The sequence below is a fragment of the Flavobacterium praedii genome (genome assembly GCF_026810365.1).
Lineage (GTDB): Bacteria > Bacteroidota > Bacteroidia > Flavobacteriales > Flavobacteriaceae > Flavobacterium > Flavobacterium praedii.
Genome location: NZ_CP113948.1, coordinates 396,055 through 414,051 on the forward strand (window position 1 = coordinate 396,055; position 17,997 = coordinate 414,051).

18 protein-coding genes are annotated in these 17,997 nt (G+C 31.7%); 8 read left to right on the forward strand and 10 right to left on the reverse strand.

Annotated elements, in window-relative coordinates; genetic code table 11:
• Positions 1-20: 20 nt before the first annotated feature.
• The 5 genes from OYT91_RS01775 to OYT91_RS01795 form a co-directional block, all read right to left on the reverse strand.
• Positions 21-1,079 (reverse strand): nucleoid-associated protein, encoded by a 1,059-nt coding sequence (locus OYT91_RS01775; RefSeq protein WP_269223344.1) that lies wholly within the window; start codon positions 1,077-1,079, stop codon positions 21-23.
• 117 nt (positions 1,080-1,196) lie between these two features.
• Entirely contained in the window at positions 1,197-1,736 is a 540-nt protein-coding gene (locus OYT91_RS01780; protein ID WP_269223343.1) for an IS1096 element passenger TnpR family protein, read from the reverse strand.
• A gap of 176 nt (positions 1,737-1,912) precedes the next feature.
• Positions 1,913-2,302 (reverse strand): SMU1112c/YaeR family gloxylase I-like metalloprotein, encoded by a 390-nt coding sequence (gene gloA2, locus OYT91_RS01785; protein ID WP_281239260.1) that lies wholly within the window; start codon positions 2,300-2,302, stop codon positions 1,913-1,915.
• 38 nt (positions 2,303-2,340) lie between these two features.
• On the reverse strand, positions 2,341-3,396 hold the full coding sequence (locus OYT91_RS01790) for a lipid A deacylase LpxR family protein (RefSeq protein ID WP_281239261.1): 1,056 nt from the start codon (positions 3,394-3,396) through the stop codon (positions 2,341-2,343).
• Positions 3,397-4,075: 679 nt separating this feature from the next.
• Complete coding sequence (locus OYT91_RS01795) at positions 4,076-5,260, reverse strand: hypothetical protein (protein ID WP_281239262.1); 1,185 nt, start codon at positions 5,258-5,260, stop codon at positions 4,076-4,078.
• A 255-nt stretch (positions 5,261-5,515) separates the two neighbouring features.
• On the opposite strand from OYT91_RS01795, the gene OYT91_RS01800 reads away from it, so the two are divergent.
• From OYT91_RS01800 to OYT91_RS01835, 8 genes are all read left to right on the forward strand, one after another.
• Entirely contained in the window at positions 5,516-6,400 is an 885-nt protein-coding gene (locus OYT91_RS01800) for an IS982 family transposase (RefSeq protein ID WP_432419415.1), read from the forward strand.
• A gap of 172 nt (positions 6,401-6,572) precedes the next feature.
• A complete protein-coding gene (locus tag OYT91_RS01805; protein ID WP_281239263.1) occupies positions 6,573-8,732 on the forward strand; it encodes a TonB-dependent receptor in 2,160 nt (719 codons plus the stop codon).
• Between the two features lie 266 nt (positions 8,733-8,998).
• A complete protein-coding gene (locus tag OYT91_RS01810) occupies positions 8,999-9,412 on the forward strand; it encodes a DUF2141 domain-containing protein (RefSeq protein ID WP_281239264.1) in 414 nt (137 codons plus the stop codon).
• Positions 9,413-9,688: 276 nt separating this feature from the next.
• On the forward strand, positions 9,689-10,309 hold the full coding sequence (locus tag OYT91_RS01815; RefSeq protein ID WP_281239265.1) for a hypothetical protein: 621 nt from the start codon (positions 9,689-9,691) through the stop codon (positions 10,307-10,309).
• 18 nt (positions 10,310-10,327) lie between these two features.
• A complete protein-coding gene (locus OYT91_RS01820) occupies positions 10,328-11,686 on the forward strand; it encodes a histidine kinase (protein WP_281239266.1) in 1,359 nt (452 codons plus the stop codon).
• Positions 11,687-11,714: 28 nt separating this feature from the next.
• On the forward strand, positions 11,715-12,020 hold the full coding sequence (locus OYT91_RS01825; protein WP_281239267.1) for a 2TM domain-containing protein: 306 nt from the start codon (positions 11,715-11,717) through the stop codon (positions 12,018-12,020).
• Between the two features lie 102 nt (positions 12,021-12,122).
• Positions 12,123-12,476, forward strand: a complete 354-nt coding sequence (locus OYT91_RS01830) for a 2TM domain-containing protein (RefSeq protein ID WP_281239268.1) — start codon at positions 12,123-12,125, stop codon at positions 12,474-12,476.
• A gap of 105 nt (positions 12,477-12,581) precedes the next feature.
• Positions 12,582-13,349: a LytR/AlgR family response regulator transcription factor gene (locus tag OYT91_RS01835; RefSeq protein ID WP_281239269.1), complete on the forward strand. Its 768-nt coding sequence runs from the start codon at positions 12,582-12,584 to the stop codon at positions 13,347-13,349.
• 92 nt (positions 13,350-13,441) lie between these two features.
• Here the strand turns inward: OYT91_RS01835 and OYT91_RS01840 are convergent, their stop codons facing one another.
• The 5 genes from OYT91_RS01840 to OYT91_RS01860 all read right to left on the reverse strand — a co-directional run bounded on the left by OYT91_RS01840 (position 13,442) and on the right by OYT91_RS01860 (position 17,987).
• The gene (locus OYT91_RS01840; RefSeq protein ID WP_269223330.1) at positions 13,442-14,215 is read right to left on the reverse strand and encodes a CDP-alcohol phosphatidyltransferase family protein; all 774 of its coding nucleotides are present in this window, start codon (positions 14,213-14,215) and stop codon (positions 13,442-13,444) included.
• Between the two features lie 173 nt (positions 14,216-14,388).
• Positions 14,389-15,408: a COX15/CtaA family protein gene (locus tag OYT91_RS01845; RefSeq protein WP_281239270.1), complete on the reverse strand. Its 1,020-nt coding sequence runs from the start codon at positions 15,406-15,408 to the stop codon at positions 14,389-14,391.
• A 285-nt stretch (positions 15,409-15,693) separates the two neighbouring features.
• On the reverse strand, positions 15,694-15,978 hold the full coding sequence (locus OYT91_RS01850; RefSeq protein WP_281239271.1) for a hypothetical protein: 285 nt from the start codon (positions 15,976-15,978) through the stop codon (positions 15,694-15,696).
• 140 nt (positions 15,979-16,118) lie between these two features.
• Positions 16,119-17,534 carry a CCA tRNA nucleotidyltransferase gene (locus tag OYT91_RS01855; protein WP_281239272.1) on the reverse strand — a complete coding sequence of 472 codons (1,416 nt, stop codon included), beginning with the start codon at positions 17,532-17,534 and terminating at the stop codon, positions 16,119-16,121.
• 78 nt (positions 17,535-17,612) lie between these two features.
• Complete coding sequence (locus OYT91_RS01860) at positions 17,613-17,987, reverse strand: GxxExxY protein (protein WP_281239273.1); 375 nt, start codon at positions 17,985-17,987, stop codon at positions 17,613-17,615.
• Positions 17,988-17,997: the final 10 nt, after the last annotated feature.

Consider the following 17,997-nt stretch of genomic DNA (forward strand, 5'->3'; position numbering starts at 1 on the left):
TAATTTTATTTTTGGTTTGCTTATGATTTCTCTTCTTTGTTGAAATAGACTAAGTAATAATACATTTGTTTTTCTTCATCCCATCCTTTTTCTACAAACTTCTCTGCACTTTCGGGATTAATGAAATCCATTTTTATTTGGATGTGCGTATCAAGATTGATAACATTTTTAATTGACTTTCTGGCATCACTTACCGCTGCATTGGCAATTGGAAAAGAGGTTACGTCCTCGATACTGTATTTTTCGCCTTTATCAACTTTATAATTTTTGAATTCTGGAATCAAATCAGGATTGTCCAAAACTTCATTCAAGAAATTAGTTTCCTCAAATTGATCGTTTTTTGCAAAATAATTCACAGAACGGTTCATGAACATCACCTCTTCTTTTTTGTCTTCAGCAGGGAAAACTACATCTTTGGCAAATCCTTGACAGAATTTCAAGTATTTCTTAGTGATAAAATTTTCATCTTCAAAAGCATCCACAGACAAGAAGTGCTCTAACCAATATCTAGCATCATAACGATTGCTGTCTACTGAAAGGATTTTGTATCCTTCTTCTTTTTTATAATTAAAAATCAAACAGCCTTTATCTAGTTTATTTAAACTTACTCCATGCTGTAAAATCATTTCCAATTGCGTTCCTTTTTCCTCAAACTGTAAAAAATCAGATTGAATTTCACTTTTGAAAATCCCGATAGCATCCACAACGTTATTGTCAATACTTAAATTGGTCAAATACGTTACATATACTTCGCCATTTTTAATATGAGGATGATTCGATTGCTCAAATAAATGTTTGGTTATTTTTTTTGAAGCCTCATGCAAACTACTTGGATTATTGAAAATCTCTGTTGCATATTTAAACATGTCATTGTAGTCTAAATCTACTTCATGCGCAAATTGAAAGTAGTTTTCTTCTTTTTCTTTAAATGGTTTAAAGAAAAATTCTTTCATCAACGGAACAATTTCGTCATTTAGTTTAAATGGTTCTTCCGATAAAAAAAGAGGTTCGTTACGACTCATGTTTCCCACACGGTGTATGGATAGCGTTTCGATGTGCGTGTTGTATAGGTTGATCATTTGTATAAGCCCCTCCCGTCCTCCCCAAAAGGGAGGTGCTAGGCACTGGACAGTTTGTGTTGTTAATTGCTTTTTTGAAATCTCAATTTGGTTCCCCCTTCGGGGGCTAGGGGGCTACTAATTCCAATTCTCCTCAAAACCATAGTCTTCAAAACTATCGTCTCCTTCGAACATGTCTAAATCGTCTTCGTCTAAATCGTCTTCAAATTCGCCATAGATATCGTCGTGCATATCAGCTTCAAAATTTTTCTCGGTAGCTTCATCAGGCATTTCACCATGCGAAAATATAGTTTCAGGATAGGTTTGACCTACAATTTGCTCTTCAATAGCAGCCAATTCTACTAGGAAAGTCCACATGTTGATAAAATCATAAACATATATGATTTTAGTATTTTCTTCGTCTAATAGGTCTGATAATTGATAATCACTCATGATTTTTTGTTCGCCAGGAACATCTCCTGTGTCAAACATGGAAATTTCATCTTCTTGATTCCAAGTTTCATCACATGTATAGAAAGAAGCAACTTCCATTCCGTCAAATCCAAAAGAATTGAAAATAGCATTGTGTAAATCTTCTAAAGTGTCTTCCGCAAGTATTGCTATGTCTCTAAAAATGTCTTCCTCGGCATCTAGAATAACTCTGAATTTATAAACCATAATCGTTGTTTTTATTGAAAGAGCAAATGTAAAGTTTAATTTTAGATTTTATATGTTGATATTTATTGTTTTTTTATTGGTCATATGCAATTTGCATATCATCAATGCTATTTGTTTCAAATTCATTGCGATGCTCATTTCAAATTTTCGAATAGGTATTTGTTGAAAAGATTTTATCAATTTTCGTAAAACTCTATAGGTAAGTCATCTGGGTCGGCGGTGAAGAAAAATTTCTTTTGGGTATATTCATCAATTCGAATATCTTCTGCAATGCAGCCTTGTTCTAGAATGTGTTTTCTTGTTTCTTGAATATTATTTACTTCAAATGCTAAATGTCGTAATCCTGCTGCTTCTGGACTTGTTACTCGTTTTGGAGGATTTGGGAATGAAAATAATTCAAGTATAAAGTTTCCGTTGAGAGCCAAATCCAGTTTATAGGAATCTCGTTCTTCGCGGTAGATTTCTTGAATGATAGTCAATCCTAAAATACCAATATAAAACTGTTTTGATTTTGTATAATCTGTGCATATTAAGGCAATATGGTGTACTTTGTTTAAATGTATCATTTTTGTGCTTTATTGTTGTTAAATTAGTATTTGATAATTTATAAGGTAAATCCAACTCTAAATCCACCCCAACTATGAACTCTTCCTGTTTTAAATTCCTTTGAAAGATCGGTACGATAATATTCGAGGTAGAATGTTTTGGAATGCAAAACGATCCCGAAATTTTTTTGAAAAGTAAATCTTTCCATATTTTGATCCGTAATTACATAAGGACTATTGTTATTAAATAGACCGCCTTGCAAACTGGCATCATATCCAACCGCTGTAATAAGACCTTGCCAATAGCCATAGAGTTGAAATTTATTTTTGTTTTTTAACGAAATAAAAGGGGAATTTATTTTGCCAAAAGTAGTTGTTAAACCTCCAGAAATATTAGTATTCATTGTGCCCAATCGAAGTTTTGCGTTAGAATTTATTGCAAAGTAATTATTTAGCCGAAGCAATTGCTTTTCATGTGCGATTTCATAATTTAATACTACATCATTCTTGATTTGGTATTGCCAACCTAACGGATTTTGCGCTCCAATCCATTTATGAATTACCGTTTGAATTTCTTTTCCTGAAGCAAAGGGACCAATAACGCCAAAACTTAAGGTAGAAGATAAAGTCGTTTTATGGATGGTATCAGTCGAAATTAAAAAAGGTTTAAGCATAATCACTGCAGCATAAGGTCTATTGTTGTAAAGAATTTCATCCCGTTTTAGGCTTGTTGGTGTAAACCCTATTTGTTCAAATGACAGTCCATATTTTTGTTCGCTGTTTTTCAGTTTTAAAAATAACTTATTAATCGGATTTTTTATCAGTTTTGGACTTACCAATTCAAAATCATGTCCTTGGGTATAATAATAATCGGTGTTTGCGAAAAAGTCATTGTCAAAATAATAACGAAAATAATAATTGCTTTTTATTTCTCTAAATGAGGCCGTGTTATCAATTCTTTGGGAAAATGATAGTATCGATAAAAAGAGCAGGAATAAGGTGTAATATTTTTTTGAATCAAAGCAACAGAAAAATAAAATGTTTTTCGAATTTTTAATCCTGTTGAAAATAATGATACTTATTAGATAGACCATGGTGTATAGATCATCGTTCATTAGAATTTATTCTAAAAAGTAATAATACTTCGTTTTTATTTTAGACATTTTACCCAATAGAATTCAAAATCATTTTTTATGGAATATGAAAAGGGGGGCATTTTCTAGTATACCATTGATGCTTACTAATGTGAAATTTCTTTAGTTTATGATTTTTGTATTGAATACAACCAAAGTTACGAATTATAAGTGGTTTTAATATTGATTATCAGTATTATAAAAAAAAAACATTATGTAAATCGCCTTTAATTTTAAATTTTTTGCAAACCATTATTTAAAATTAAAAGCGACTACCATTTTTGATTTCAGAACGGTTAATTTAACTTTCTAAAATTTAATTCTAGATCTATATTATGGAGCTAAAAATTAATATAACCCGTTGGATGAAATTCTAATAAAATAAAAAAATTAACCACATAATACCTATGTGAATAGTAAAACGTCTATTTCTTTCTTTCAAAAACTATAAATTCTATGTTTCTATGTCAATGTCGTTTCCTTAAGGAGCTCTCAGACCAAATTCGTTTAGTTTGTCATTTCGACCAGCGGGAGAAATCACATTTCAGGAACACATAATGTGATTCCTCTTTCGTCGGAATGACAAAACCCACTCTTAAGGAAATGACATTGGTTTCTATGTGGTAAAAAATAATGGCACCCAACGGGTTAATTAATATGGTTAAAGGATTTTATAACCTAATAGAATTCCGATTGAGCTATAATTCGAATTCCAACTTTGATATTCACCTAAAACCCCTTTGCTCAAATTGTATCGTAATTCTATGCCATATCGGCCACTTTTGAAACCGACACCCGTGAATACATTTGTAGAATTGGAAATATCTAGAACCTGACCTGAATATCGAAGATTGGATTTTGAAGTAATTGAAAAAGCGACTCCAGCATCAATAAATAATTGTGATTTATTATTTAAAAACATAAAATAGCGAACACCCAAAGGCAATTCTATAAACTTATAATTTGCTTCAATTGACTGGTTTTTAGTGTTTAATTCGGTTTTTTTATAAGACTGAAAATTAGGGTTTGTAAATAGGGACCATTTGTTTTGGTTAAAAGGAAAAATGTTTTCCACTTCGAAACCAATTGTAAATACTGATTTGGTTTTAAAAGTATAATCCGCCGTACTGCTAATGTTGTTTCCAAAATCAAGAAATGTGGCATTTACTCCAGCAATCACTTTAAAGTTTACACTAGATTGGTCCTTTTTTGATTCAAAGGTTGTTGTTTTGGTTTCTTTGGAAGTATTGAATTTTAAAAATAAATTGATAAGTTCCTGTTTCTTATATGTAATGACTTTAAAATCATTAAGATTTAATTTAGATGATTTTAAATTATTTAGTAATTGCTGTTTGTAAAAGTTATTCTCATTAATCTCTGTAGAACCTTCAGTTTTGTATTCTTTAAAAACTAGCTGTTCTGCGGTTTCATGATTTCCGGTACTCATAAAAAAACGAACTAAGTTTACATCTTGATATTCATAAAGATTTACTTCTCCTTCTACCAAGACTTTTAGCAGCAATGTTTCTTCAGTGTAAATTGGATTTCGATCATAACTCAATTGGTTAATGTCACTTGTAGATCGGTCAATTTTTAATTTAAAACGCTTGTATTTGCTGCTATTACCAATGCTAAATTCCTTAATTTCTGAAATTGATGCTGTTTTTGAAACATCATTTTCATTCCATTTATATTCAATTCCAGTTGGATTTTTATACCAACCTATATTGCGAATCAAACATTCTGTCTTACTATTGTTGTTGTTTGTGAAATAACCACTTTCAAAATTGATTTGAGCAAATATTGGAAAAGAAACCAATAATAATAACAGTACTATTTTTTTCATTGTTAAAAATTAAAATTTATTCTCGAAAATTAGTACTAAAATTTGATAAATTAATCAATTGTAAAATGTTTTTTGAAATTTATCAAAAGAAATTTATTAGAATAAAAATAGTACAGTTGAGCGGAATGAAATAGAAATGGATTTTTTATTATTTTAACCCGTTGGGTGTAATTATTTGCAGTAAAATAAATTGATTAGATATTGGTCAAGATACTGAAATTCAGTATCTTGAAGTCGCCAAACAAACCAATATCTATGTCAAATATAGTAAAAAATTATTTTAGAGTTTTAGAAGTTATAAGTTCTTTGAATTGTAAATTAGAGAATAAATCAGATGTCGGCAGAAAACAAAAAATGTCTGATTTAGAAGTAGTTGCGTTAAGTTTGACGGCTGAATTCATGTCTATTGATAGTGAAAATTCTTTATTTAAAGAGATTAATAAGCAAGAAATACCTAATTTAATTGAGCGAAGTCAGTTCAATAAACGAAGGCGAAAATTGTTTTTCTTTTTAGAAGAAGTAAGAACAAAATTAGCATCTCGGTTTTTAGAATTTGAAGATTATTTCATCGTGGATAGTATGCCGTTGGAGATTTGCAAATTTGCACGTCATAGGAGGATTAAAATCTGTAAAAATGAGTTTGAAACAGCTCCTTCAAAAGGGTTTTGCGCTTCTCAAAACAACTGGTTTTACGGATATAAATTGCATGGAGTTTGTTCTATAAATGGAATTTTCCATTCATTGGATATTACAAAAGCAGAAGTTCATGATGTTCATTTTTTGAAAAATATAAAACAACAAATGTCTGATTGTGTAGTGCTTGGTGATAGAGGGTACTTATCTCAAAGCATTCAATTAGATTTGTTTCAAACGGTTAATATAAAATTAGAAACACCCAAAAGAGCTAATCAAAAAGATTATAAACCACAACCTTATATCTTTAGAAAATCAAGAAAAAGAATTGAAACATTATTTTCACAACTATGCGACCAGTTCAGAATTAGAAACAATTATGCAAAAACTTTTGAAGGATTTAAAACAAGAATTTTAGCAAAAATAACAGCATTAACATTGGTTCAATATGTCAATAAATTCATCTTTGATAGACCAATAAACAATATTAAAAATCAAACAATTTAATTACACCCAACGGGTTATTTTATAAAAAAGGAATTGAGTTTGGTCTGAAAACAAAATTAATACAGAAGTTTTACAACTCATCCTCAATTTTCCGCAACTGGGTCAAAACAATTTCATATTCTTTTTTTTCTGAATGACATTTGTCTCATCAAAATCATTATAAAAAACCATTATGAAAACTTTTTTTTTAATCCTCGTTACTTTATTCAGTTTTACCCTTTTTTCACAAACTATCATTTCTGGTAAAATTGTTAATGAAAAAGGAATCCCAATCGCTGGTGCCAATGTTTATATTGAAGGCAGTTATGATGGTGTTTCTACTTCTGAAAATGGTGCTTTTTCGTTTACTACAACTACTACAGGAAATCAAAATTTGGTTGCAAGCTCGTTAATTTATGAGACTTCCAACACAGCGATAGATGTTTCAAATTTTAAAAATCAAACCATCAAACTCAGGGATAATGTTAATGCACTTGATGCGGTAATAATTACAGCAGGTTCTTTGGATTCAGGGAGTAAAGCTAGAGTTTCGGTTTTAAAACCATTAGATATAGTAACCACAGCCGGTTCTGCAGGAAATATAGTGGCCGCTTTGCAAACGTTGCCTGGAACGCAAACGGTAGGCGAGGACGGAAGATTGTTTGTTCGCGGTGGCGAGGCCAATGAAACTCAAACGTATGTTGATGGCATGCGAGTACCACAGCCTTATGGAGCAACAGCCAATAATCTGCCTACTCGAAGCCGTTTTTCGCCTTTTCTTTTCAGTGGTATTTCGTTTTCTACAGGGGGCTATTCTGCCGAATATGGAGATGCTTTGTCTAGTGTTTTACTTTTGAATACCATAGACGAACCCGATCAAGCCAAAACAGAAATTTCTTTAATGACCGTTGGCGTTGGCGTTGGTAATACACAGAAATGGAAAAAGAGTTCTTTTAGTATCAATACTTCGTATATCAATTTGTCCCCATATCAAGCGCTGATTCCACAAGACGTAGAGTGGAAAAGTGCACCACAAGCATTGTCCGGAGAAATGGTGTACCGATACAATTTTGAAAGAGGAATTTTTAAAATGTATGCCGCTTTTGATGCTTCAAAATTTATAATTAAACAAGAAAATATAAATTCAATTGACAAAATCACTGTCGATTCCAAAAATCAAAATTTATACTTTAATTCCTCGTATAGCGGTTATTTTGGAACCAATTGGAATATTACCGCCGGCTTTAGCTATGGTTATAATCAAGTTAAAACTGCTATAGATTTGGATGATTTGGGAAATGTAGAAAACGCTGTGAATGTGAAGTTGAAATTAAAGAAAAACATCTCAAATCGTTTTAAATTGTCTTTTGGAGCCGATTATTTTATAACAAAATATAACGAGGACTTTACTCAAAATGCAGGAAATACATTTGATTATGGTTATCAAAACACCATTGGGGCTTTATACACAGAAGCTGATATTTTCTTTTCCAAAAAATTGGCAGCCAAAGTAGGAGTTCGCGCTTCCATGAATGATTTGACAAATGACAATTTTATTTCTCCCAGAATTTCGTTTGCTTACAAAATGGCAAAATTTAGCCAGTTGTCCTTTGCGTATGGTGATTTTTCCCAAACGCCAAGTGTCGATTATATCAAGTTTTCGAAGAACAACCAATTTGAAAGCGAAAAAGCGTCTCATTATATCCTGAATTACCAATACAGCAAAGATGGACGCACATTGAGAGCCGAAGCCTATTATAAAGATTACAGTAATTTGGTTCGATTTGATAGCCCTACAATTGCTTATAATTCGATATTTACTAATGATGGAACAGGCTACGCCAAAGGGTTGGATTTGTTTTGGAGAGACGGTAAAACGATTAAGAATTTAGAATATTGGGTTTCCTATTCTTATATCGATACCGAGCGTTTGTACAAAAATTACCCAACACAAGTCACTCCCAATTTTGTTCCCAACAATAGCTTATCAATTGTGACCAAATATTGGATTAATGATTGGAAATCACAAGTAGGTTTCACCAATTCTTTCAGTACCGGCAGACCGTACAACAATCCAAATGAAACGCAATTTATGCACGGTCAAACAAAATCCTACAACGATTTGAGTTTCAACTGGGCTTATTTATTGACTACTCAAAAGATTTTGTATTTCTCGGTTTCCAATGTTTTAGGAGCCAATAATGTGTATGGATATAATTATGCGGTTAAACCAGATATGAATGGAGAATACAGAAGAAGTGCCATCAAACCAGCAGCGGACCGATTTTTCTTTGTCGGTTTCTTTTGGACCATTAGCAAAAATAAAAACGACAATCAGTTGAAGAATTTGTAGAGAAGAGTTTCTAAGTTACTAAGTGTTTAAAGGTTTAATTGTTTAAAAGTTTAAGTGTTGTAGATGAGGTTTTTTTTTATAATTCTTAGAATCTTAGTGACTCAGAAGCTCAGAAACTTCAAAAGAAACAATTCATCCATCAAAATTGACAGTTCAGTATCATTAAATTTTAAAAGCGTGACAATCAATATAAATTTGTTCAAGAATTAAATCAATAACAATAAGAGTTTCAATCACAATTTAATCACAACTAAAAATCAAATACCATGTTAAAAATTATCACCATAATCGCTTTCTTTATTTGTAGTCTAATGTCTGCTCAAAATGTTAATCTTACAGTTGCTGTTTCGGGTTTAAAAAACAATACAGGAATGGTAAAGGTAGGGTTGTACAATTCAGAAGGAACGTTTTTGAAAACAATTTACAAAAGCATTACTTCTGAAATTAAAAATAACATTGCTATAGTAACTTTTGTTGGTATACCAAAAGGAGAATATGGAATATCTACTTATCAAGATGAAAACAGCAATGGTATTTTAGATAAAAATATAATGGGAATACCTTCTGAAGATTTTGCCTGCTCAAACAATGCCAAAGGATTTATGGGACCTCCTGCTTATGAAGATGCCAAATTCAATATCAACAAAGATTTAAAAATAGATATCAAATTCAATAATTAATAATCGTTTAACTCAACAAATAACAGCATTTAGCCTAATACAATATTAAAACAGATAAGTCATGGAAGTTTTTAATTCTTGAATAAAATTAAGTAAAACTGAAAGTTCATTTAAGCAAAATCAATTAGCCTACATTTTTTTAAACTTATATTGACTTTTAACCCCTGTTTGAGAAACTAACTATTTTTATGCTTAAATGACTTATATGTTTGAAATTAAATGTTTGCTTATTTTAGAATATAGTCTTAAAAATTAACCAATTAAAAATTAATCAAAATGAAAAAAATTATCACCACTATCGCATTATTTGTAGCTGTAATAAGTTCAGCTCAAGGGCAATTTGAACAAGGAATGGGAAAAGCTTTTCAACTTTGGAAAGAAGGCAAAAACACAGAAGCTTCTGATATGTTTGAACGTATTGCCGCTGCAGATAAAACCAGTTGGTTGCCTAATTATTATGTGGCACTTGTAAATACAACCAGTTCTTTTGCAATTCAGGATAAAACACAAGTAAATGCATTACTTAACAAAGCTCAGAATGCCTTGGATATCGAAATGATAAAAGACCAAAACAACGCTGAACTGTACATTATGCAGGCCATGATTTACACTGCTTGGGTCGTTGCTGATCCGATGACAAACGGAATGAAATATTCGGCCAAAGTAATGGAAGCTTACGCCAAAGCCAAAGCTTTAGAACCGAATAATCCAAGAGCCGTTTTTGGTGAAGCAGATTATCAGTTAGGAGGTGCAAAATGGACAGGAGTTGATACTAAACCTTTATGTCAAGAAGTTGATAAAGCTATTGGACTTTTTGCTACTTTTAAACCCCAAACACCTTTCTCTCCAAAATGGGGATTGGACAGAGCTTTGGAAGCTCAGAAAAATTGTAAATAATCAGGTTAAATTTATAAAATGGAAAATCAAAGAATACATACATTTTCAGAATTAAGAAGAGGAGCTTTAACTTGTTTGAAAATTGCTTTGATTTTTACTCTAATTTCTACTGTTTTATTTGGAAACGAGTTGAGTTTTGAAAACATTTCTTCCTCCTTTTTGGTGAGTTCAATGTATTCTTTTGGATTGGGATTTGGTAATGGTTTAATAAATATGCTCTTAGATAAAAAATGGGATTGGTTGGAACAAACCAATTTGAGAGTTTTTTTTGGAATCATAGCCACTATTTTATATACCATTCCTGTAGTATTAGGTATTAATTATGTCATTTTTATAGTATTCCAAAAAATACCAGTAAGTCAGTTTTTTAGCGAAAAAATGTTGTGGATTCACCTTTTTTATATCATTTTGTCTCTGGGCGTTTCTGTTTTTATTCATGCTCGAAGTTTTATGCTGAATTGGAAACAAGCCTCAAAATCGGAGGTTATTCATCAAAGAATTATCGCAGGAACGGCCAATGCCAAGTTTGAAACTTTAAAAAACCAAATCGACCCTCACTTTCTTTTCAATAGCTTGAATGTGTTGAGTTCATTGATCGAAGAAAATCCAGAAAATGCACAACGTTTTACCACTTCTTTGTCTAAAATATATCGTTATGTATTGGAACAAAAAGACAAAGAATTGGTTTCGGTTGAAGAAGAATTATCTTTTGCCAAAACCTATATGAATTTGTTGAAAATGCGTTTCGAGAACAGCTTATTTTACGAATTGCCGGAAACAACAATAATTCCAGACGCCAAAGTAGTACCGCTTTCTTTACAATTGTTATTGGAAAACACAGTAAAACACAATGTGGTCAGCGAACAAAGACCATTGCATATTAGAATATTTATTGAAGGCGATTATCTTGCGATTCAAAATGATTTTCAAAAAAAGGAAGTAATTCAAAGTCGTCAAGGCGTAGGCTTGCAAAATATTGTAGATCGGTATGGAATTATTACCAACAGAAAAGTGTTGATTGAACAAAATGAAAAAACGTTTACGGTTAAGATTCCTATTTTAACTAAACAAATTAGTGTAATGGAAACAACTTTAAAATACAACGAGAATGGTGCTTACTATCGAGCCAAAAAGAGAGTAGAAGAATTAAGGGGCTTTTATGGAAATCTGATTTCCTATTGTTGTGTGATCCCAATTTTGATATTTGTAAATCTTACTTATATGCCACAATTTCATTGGTTTTGGTTTTCAGCAGGCGGTTGGGGATTTGGATTAGTGATGCATGCCTTCAAGGTATTTGGGTATAGCAGCAATTGGGAAGAAAGAAAAATACAGGAAATTTTGAGCAAACAAGACAATAAGCAGAGCTGGAAATAGGATTCTATTAAAAATGAAATCGTCAATTATGGAAAATCAATATACAGAAGAGGAACGCTATTTTAAAGCAAGAAAAAGGGTAGAAGAGATAAAAGGATTTTATGGGAATCTAATTTCTTATATTGTTGTAAACTGTTTTTTAATAGTGTTAAATTTAGTAACATCACCTCAGTATTTATGGTTCTTTTGGCCTTTATTATGGTGGGGAATAGGAGTAGTTTTTCACGGTTTAAAAGTGTTTAACTATATGCCTTTCTTTAGCAAAGATTGGGAAGAACGAAAAGTGAAGGAATTCATGGAAAAAGAAGAGCAATCAAAAAGAACATGGGAGTGAGTATTTAAAAATACTAAGACGCTGAGATTTTAAGTTTTTTTAAATCTTAGCGACTTAGTACCCTTGAATCTTAGTCTCTACTTAATAATAAAAACACACAAAATGAGAAGATATAGAAAACAGTTATTTGAAAATTTTCAGGACGAAAATTTTAATCCAGATACAAAATATGAGTTGGCTTATAAAAGAGTAAAAAGAGTCAAAGGGTTTTATATCCACGTATTGGTTTATGTACTTGTAAATACTTTTAATATTGTTTCTACGTACAATAGCAGTGAATTGGGAAGTGAAATCTTTATTAGATGGGAAACTTTTTCGACGGCTTTGTTTTGGGGAATAGGTTTGTTGGCCCATGGATTATCTGTTTTTGGTAGAGATTTATTTTTTGGCTCCGATTGGGAAGAAAAGAAAATAAAGGAGTTTATGGATAAGGATAAAAATCAAAAATGGGAGTGAAAAAGAAGTGTTCAGTGTTCAGTAATTTAGTGTTCAGTGTTCAACTTTCCAGATAACATCTTATCTATATTCTAATTTCTATATTCTAATTTCTAACCTTAAAAAATGACCACAATAATAATAGAAGACGAAAAACCAGCAGCAAGATTGTTGCAGCGCAAACTCGAAAAAATAAATATTTCAGTAGGAGTGATGCTTCATTCTGTTGAAGAAGCTTTGGACTGGTTTTCGAAAAATGAGCATCCTGATTTGATCTTTTTAGACATCCAATTATCGGATGGATTATCCTTTGAAATCTTCGAAAAAATTGACATCAAAAGCGCTGTTATTTTTACAACTGCTTACGATGAATATGCATTAAAAGCTTTCAAATTAAATAGCATCGATTACCTGCTAAAACCTATTGATGAAGATGATTTGGAAGTGTCAGTTTTGAAATTTAAAGATCATTTTCAGATTCCTAAAAATGGAAATGAAACGATGCAATTGGATTTTGAACAAATCCGAAAGATGCTTTCAAACCCTTTTGAAAAAACATTCAAAAAAAGATTTACTGTCAAAATAGGGCAGCATCTGAAAGTGATTTCGACTGATGAAATCGAATGTTTTTTTAGTGAAAATAAAGGCACTTATATTCACACTTTTGACAATAGAAATTATTTAATTGACAGTACTTTAGAAGTTTTGGAACAGGAAATTGATACTGCAGCTTTTTACCGAATCAGTAGAAAATTTATCATTTCACTCCAAGCCATTAAGGAAATTGTAGTGTACAGCAACTCCAGATTAAAGATTATTTTGCCTACATATAAAGAAGATGAGGTAGTTGTAAGTAGAGAAAAGGTGACAGATTTTAAAAATTGGATTGGTTAAAAATAACTTTCTGTAATTATTGAGGTTAGTTGTTTTAAAATACTGAATTTATGTATTTTAGATACTTGTTATAGATTTTGATTATGACGATTTTAAGCCTTGATAAACGCTTTTCTAATGCCTATTAACACAAAAAGAAGCGAAGTGTAAACGATGAAAAACGGAACAATGTATTCTATCCAATTCATAGGTAACATAATGGCCATAATCAACAATTGAAAACCCAATCCATAAACAGAAAGTAACGTCATAAACCAATTTGGGAATGTTTTTACTTTGTAGGCATCTTTGTCCAAACTGTGAATTATTTTATCAAAAACGCCATAAACAATCGTGTAAATCATAAACAAAATATCTACTGATTTTTGACTTTCCCCTGGTAAAGCTCTGGGAGATTTGTTTTCGAAAATTTGACTAGTTCTATCACCACCTGCCGAATTATTTCTCAAAATTACATAGTAATAATTGTATAAAGTACCTTGCAATTGTATGCCAATAAAAGCCAAAAGAGTAAACCCAAAAGTGGTTTTTGAAACATAGCAAATAGTCATCAAAATCAAAAAATTGAGTATAATATCAAACACACTATCGAGGTATCTTCCGGTGTATGATGGGGTGTTTTTGATGCGAGATAATTCACCATCTGCGGCATCAATTATCGATTTTAAAATGATGAAAAATGAGGCAAAAAAATAGTGGTTTTGTAAAATACAAAAGATAGCAATCAGACCAGAAATGCCAAAAAGCAGTGTTACGTGAATGGGTGTAAAACGAGTGTTTTTTAATTGATTGGCAAATATTTTGGCAAGCGGTCTACCGTAATCGGATAAATCAAGGAATTGATTTTGAGCAGCAAGTTTAGACATTTTAATAGATGAAAGAACAGGATGTGACAATATAGTCGGACTACAAAAGTAAGTCTATTTTAAGTATTTGAATCGTAAACAGTAGTTAAAAATAGCAAAATCGCTTTTAGAAACTGAATATTTTCTTTGAAGAAACTGTTTCTAAAAGCGATTTTTAGCTGCAATATCATATGTTATTTGCTCAAACGATGCAAAGTGTAAGTCATTGCTGTTAATAGAAAGAACGCAACAATTTGATGGGTCAAACCAAGCCAAAGCGGTACGCTGTACAGTAATGTAAATACACCCAAAGTAAATTGAAGAAAAACGATTACTACTAATGCGTTTAACCCATTCTTTTGCTGAATTGAAATGTTGAATTTTTTGCTTTTGAAGTATAAAAATAAAATCAACCCCACGACAACATAAGCGAGTGTTCTATGAACCAGTTGCACACCACTTTTACCTTCGGTCAGATTTAATAAAAGTGTTTTTTGTTCGATGAATACACTGTCATGAATGAATTGTCCATCACTCATCATAGGCCAATGGTTGTGAATTAGACCTGCATTTAGTCCCGCAACAAAACCACCATATATAATTTGCAATAGCAAAAAGACTAATGCGAATCGAGCTATTTTTTGCAAAGGAATAATTGCTGCTTTCTTTTCAGGATAGATTAAATCTAGTGCCACCCAAAGGGTATAAGCAAAAGTGATAAAGGCAAAGGTAAGATGCAATGAAAGACGAAAGTGACTTACATCTGGATTGTCTATTAAACCACTCCTAACCATAAACCAACCAAAAAAACCTTGTAAAGCGCCCATTCCTAACAAAACAAAACATTTGTTTAATGTGGCTTTGTCGATTTTCTTTTTAGCTAAGAAATAAAAGAAAGGGATGATAAAAACCAGTCCAATTATTCTTCCAATAAAACGGTGAAACCATTCCCAGAAATAGATAAATTTATAATCTGAAAGTGTAAAATCATTGTGAATATTGATTTTTTGGTATTCTGGAAATTGTTTGTATTGTTTGAATGCTTCTTGCCATTTGGCATCGGTTAGTGGAGGAAGTGTATCGGTAACAAGATGCCAGTCTGTCATCGATAAACCAGAATTGGTCAATCGGGTGATACCACCCACTACAACCATTACAAACACTAAAAAGCAACCAGATAGAAGCCAGATAATTACGGATTTGTTGTTTTTCATTTTTATTTTATTGGAAAATTTTGGGGATTTTGTCTGGTGTCCCAGATGTCTAAGACAACAATTTCATTCGGGGTTATTTTATAAATAATTTCAAAATGACTTACAATTATAAATTTTGTATTTTCTTGAAAAGTTGGTTTTCCAAGTTCAGGAAGTTGGGTGATGATTTTCAAATCACTATTTAAAAGTAAGTTTAGTTTTACACTATAGACTTTTGATTTATTTCTATTATTCCAGTAGTCAAAAATATTTTTCCTTGAATTTCTCAAGCTTCAATAGACCAAATTAATCTTCTAACCATGCTTGGATTTCTTTTTGTGCTTCCTCGTCAGATATGCATTCGCCGTTATTGTATTGTTCTAATGCAAGATTTATTTTTCGTTGTTCTTCTTCTGAAAAAATTCGGACACTTTCAAATTGTAAAACAGGTTCATTAACGGATGAAAGACACTTATCTACTTCATTGTACATTTTACAATTCAATAAAGTATTGATTTTTAATAGTAAATGATGGTCATCAGTCGCCATAATTTGTGCTATCAATTGTGATTTTAATTCGGCTGTATTCATATATAGAAAATATTTAAATTTTGGAGATATGGTATCGCCAGATCTTTATTAGTGTTTGAGACAAACGACGTCATGGCGATTTCATAATTTAAATTTTTATAAAATTAAGAATTTTTTAAATTGTGAAGAGTAAACAAAACTTAAACTTTCTTTAAACCTAATTTTTCTCCGCGCTTTAGTACAAAATCATAAGCAGCTTGATATTCATTCGGAATATCTCCTTCCATTATTGCTTCTTTCACAGCTTCTTTCAGCACTCCAATTTCACGAGAAGGTTTCAAATTGAAGATTGCCATGATTTCTTCTCCAGAAATAGGGGGTTGAAAATTACGCACATGATCGCGTTCTTCGACTTCCACAATTTTCTTGCGAACAATTTCAAAATTACTGTGGTATTTCTTGAATTTATTCGGGTTTTTGGTGGTGATATCAGCCTCACAAAGTGTCATTAAGTTTTCTACATCTTCACCAGCATCAAAAACCAAACGGCGAACTGCAGAGTCAGTAACAAGATCTTGAGCCAAAACAATTGGTCGGGAACTCATAATAACCATTTTTTGAACAAACTTCATTTTGTGGTTTAAGGGCATGTGCAAGCGCTCAAATATTTTTTTGGCCATTTTTCCGCCAAGAAATTCATGTCCGTGGAACGTCCAACCTTGTTTTTTGTTAAAGCGTTTGGTTGGTGCTTTTCCGATATCATGTAACAACGCAGACCAACGTAGCCAGACGTCATCGGTATTGGGACAAATGTTATCCACGACTTCGAGAGTATGGTAAAAATTATTTTTGTGCGTATGACCTTCAATTTCTTCCACTTGGTTTAAAGCAGTCAATTCGGGAAGGATAATATCCAAAAGGCCTGTTTTGAACAATAATAAAAATCCAACGGAAGGTTTATCGGTTGAAAGAATTTTATTCAATTCATCTACGATTCGTTCTCCAGAGATGATTTTGATGCGTTCGGCATTTTTAGTAATGGAATCTAAAGAATCTTTGTCTATTTCAAAACCCAATTGGGTTGCAAATCGAATTCCTCTAAGCATACGCAAAGGATCATCTGAAAAAGTGATGTCTGGTTCGAGAGGCGTTTTTATAATTTTGTTTTCCAAGTCGGAAATACCATTGAAAGGATCAGAGAGAGCACCAAAATTATTGGAATTTAATGATAAAGCCAAAGCATTTATCGTAAAATCTCTGCGATTTTGATCATCTTCTAGAGTTCCGTTTTCTACAACAGGGTTTCTGCTGTCAAGAGTGTAGGACTCTTTTCGGGCGCCCACAAATTCAATTTCGGTATCTTCAAAACGCAACATAGCCGTTCCATAAGTCTTAAAAACTTGAACCTTTGGTTTTTTGGGCAATAATTCAGATACTTTTAAGGCCAATTCGATTCCGCTGCCAACGGCAACAATATCAATGTCTTTTTTAAAATCTCTTTTTAAAAGCAAGTCGCGCACAAAACCGCCAATTACATAGCTTTCTACATTAAGTTCTTGGGAGGCTTTCGAAATAACTTCGAATATTTTATTATTTAAGGCTTCTTTGTAGTTCATATCTTATTTGCCACGAATTCACGAATTAAATTTTGATAATTTTGTTGTTTTCATACGGCACAAATTTTGTTCTTGTTTTTACAAAACAATTCTTTTGTATTCAAGAGATTTATTGTTGAAATTGGCTAAAATTGCTAATTTGTTTGTTGAAACTTTTAAGTAATTAATACATTGTGAAATGTGTTTTGAGTCTAATTTTTCACACGATTTTAACTCTAAAATAATTGTGTCATATATCACAAAATCTGCATAAAACTTATGGTTTAAAATAATGTCTTTATAGTGAACATTATATTCTTTTTCTCTTTCAAAGGGAATGTTATGTTTTTTAAATTCATATTCAATTGCATCTTTGTATACAATCTCTGAAAAACCACCACCTAAATTATTATGAACATCAAATAGAATTCCCATAATTTTAAAACTTTCAGCCTTGTGAATAATTTGTGTCATTAAATTTTTC

What these genes read in the sequence shown, in the direction of transcription:
- OYT91_RS01775 (WP_269223344.1), bottom strand. Translation starts at nt 1,079, where the DNA reads ATGATCAACCTATACAACACGCACATCGAAACGCTATCCATACACCGT.
- OYT91_RS01780 (WP_269223343.1), bottom strand. Translation starts at nt 1,736, where the DNA reads ATGGTTTATAAATTCAGAGTTATTCTAGATGCCGAGGAAGACATTTTT.
- gloA2 (WP_281239260.1), bottom strand. Translation starts at nt 2,302, where the DNA reads ATGATACATTTAAACAAAGTACACCATATTGCCTTAATATGCACAGAT.
- OYT91_RS01790 (WP_281239261.1), bottom strand. Translation starts at nt 3,396, where the DNA reads ATGAACGATGATCTATACACCATGGTCTATCTAATAAGTATCATTATT.
- OYT91_RS01795 (WP_281239262.1), bottom strand. Translation starts at nt 5,260, where the DNA reads ATGAAAAAAATAGTACTGTTATTATTATTGGTTTCTTTTCCAATATTT.
- OYT91_RS01800 (WP_432419415.1), top strand. Translation starts at nt 5,516, where the DNA reads ATGTCAAATATAGTAAAAAATTATTTTAGAGTTTTAGAAGTTATAAGT.
- OYT91_RS01805 (WP_281239263.1), top strand. Translation starts at nt 6,573, where the DNA reads ATGAAAACTTTTTTTTTAATCCTCGTTACTTTATTCAGTTTTACCCTT.
- OYT91_RS01810 (WP_281239264.1), top strand. Translation starts at nt 8,999, where the DNA reads ATGTTAAAAATTATCACCATAATCGCTTTCTTTATTTGTAGTCTAATG.
- OYT91_RS01815 (WP_281239265.1), top strand. Translation starts at nt 9,689, where the DNA reads ATGAAAAAAATTATCACCACTATCGCATTATTTGTAGCTGTAATAAGT.
- OYT91_RS01820 (WP_281239266.1), top strand. Translation starts at nt 10,328, where the DNA reads ATGGAAAATCAAAGAATACATACATTTTCAGAATTAAGAAGAGGAGCT.
- OYT91_RS01825 (WP_281239267.1), top strand. Translation starts at nt 11,715, where the DNA reads ATGGAAAATCAATATACAGAAGAGGAACGCTATTTTAAAGCAAGAAAA.
- OYT91_RS01830 (WP_281239268.1), top strand. Translation starts at nt 12,123, where the DNA reads ATGAGAAGATATAGAAAACAGTTATTTGAAAATTTTCAGGACGAAAAT.
- OYT91_RS01835 (WP_281239269.1), top strand. Translation starts at nt 12,582, where the DNA reads ATGACCACAATAATAATAGAAGACGAAAAACCAGCAGCAAGATTGTTG.
- OYT91_RS01840 (WP_269223330.1), bottom strand. Translation starts at nt 14,215, where the DNA reads ATGTCTAAACTTGCTGCTCAAAATCAATTCCTTGATTTATCCGATTAC.
- OYT91_RS01845 (WP_281239270.1), bottom strand. Translation starts at nt 15,408, where the DNA reads ATGAAAAACAACAAATCCGTAATTATCTGGCTTCTATCTGGTTGCTTT.
- OYT91_RS01850 (WP_281239271.1), bottom strand. Translation starts at nt 15,978, where the DNA reads ATGAATACAGCCGAATTAAAATCACAATTGATAGCACAAATTATGGCG.
- OYT91_RS01855 (WP_281239272.1), bottom strand. Translation starts at nt 17,534, where the DNA reads ATGAACTACAAAGAAGCCTTAAATAATAAAATATTCGAAGTTATTTCG.
- OYT91_RS01860 (WP_281239273.1), bottom strand. Translation starts at nt 17,987, where the DNA reads ATGACACAAATTATTCACAAGGCTGAAAGTTTTAAAATTATGGGAATT.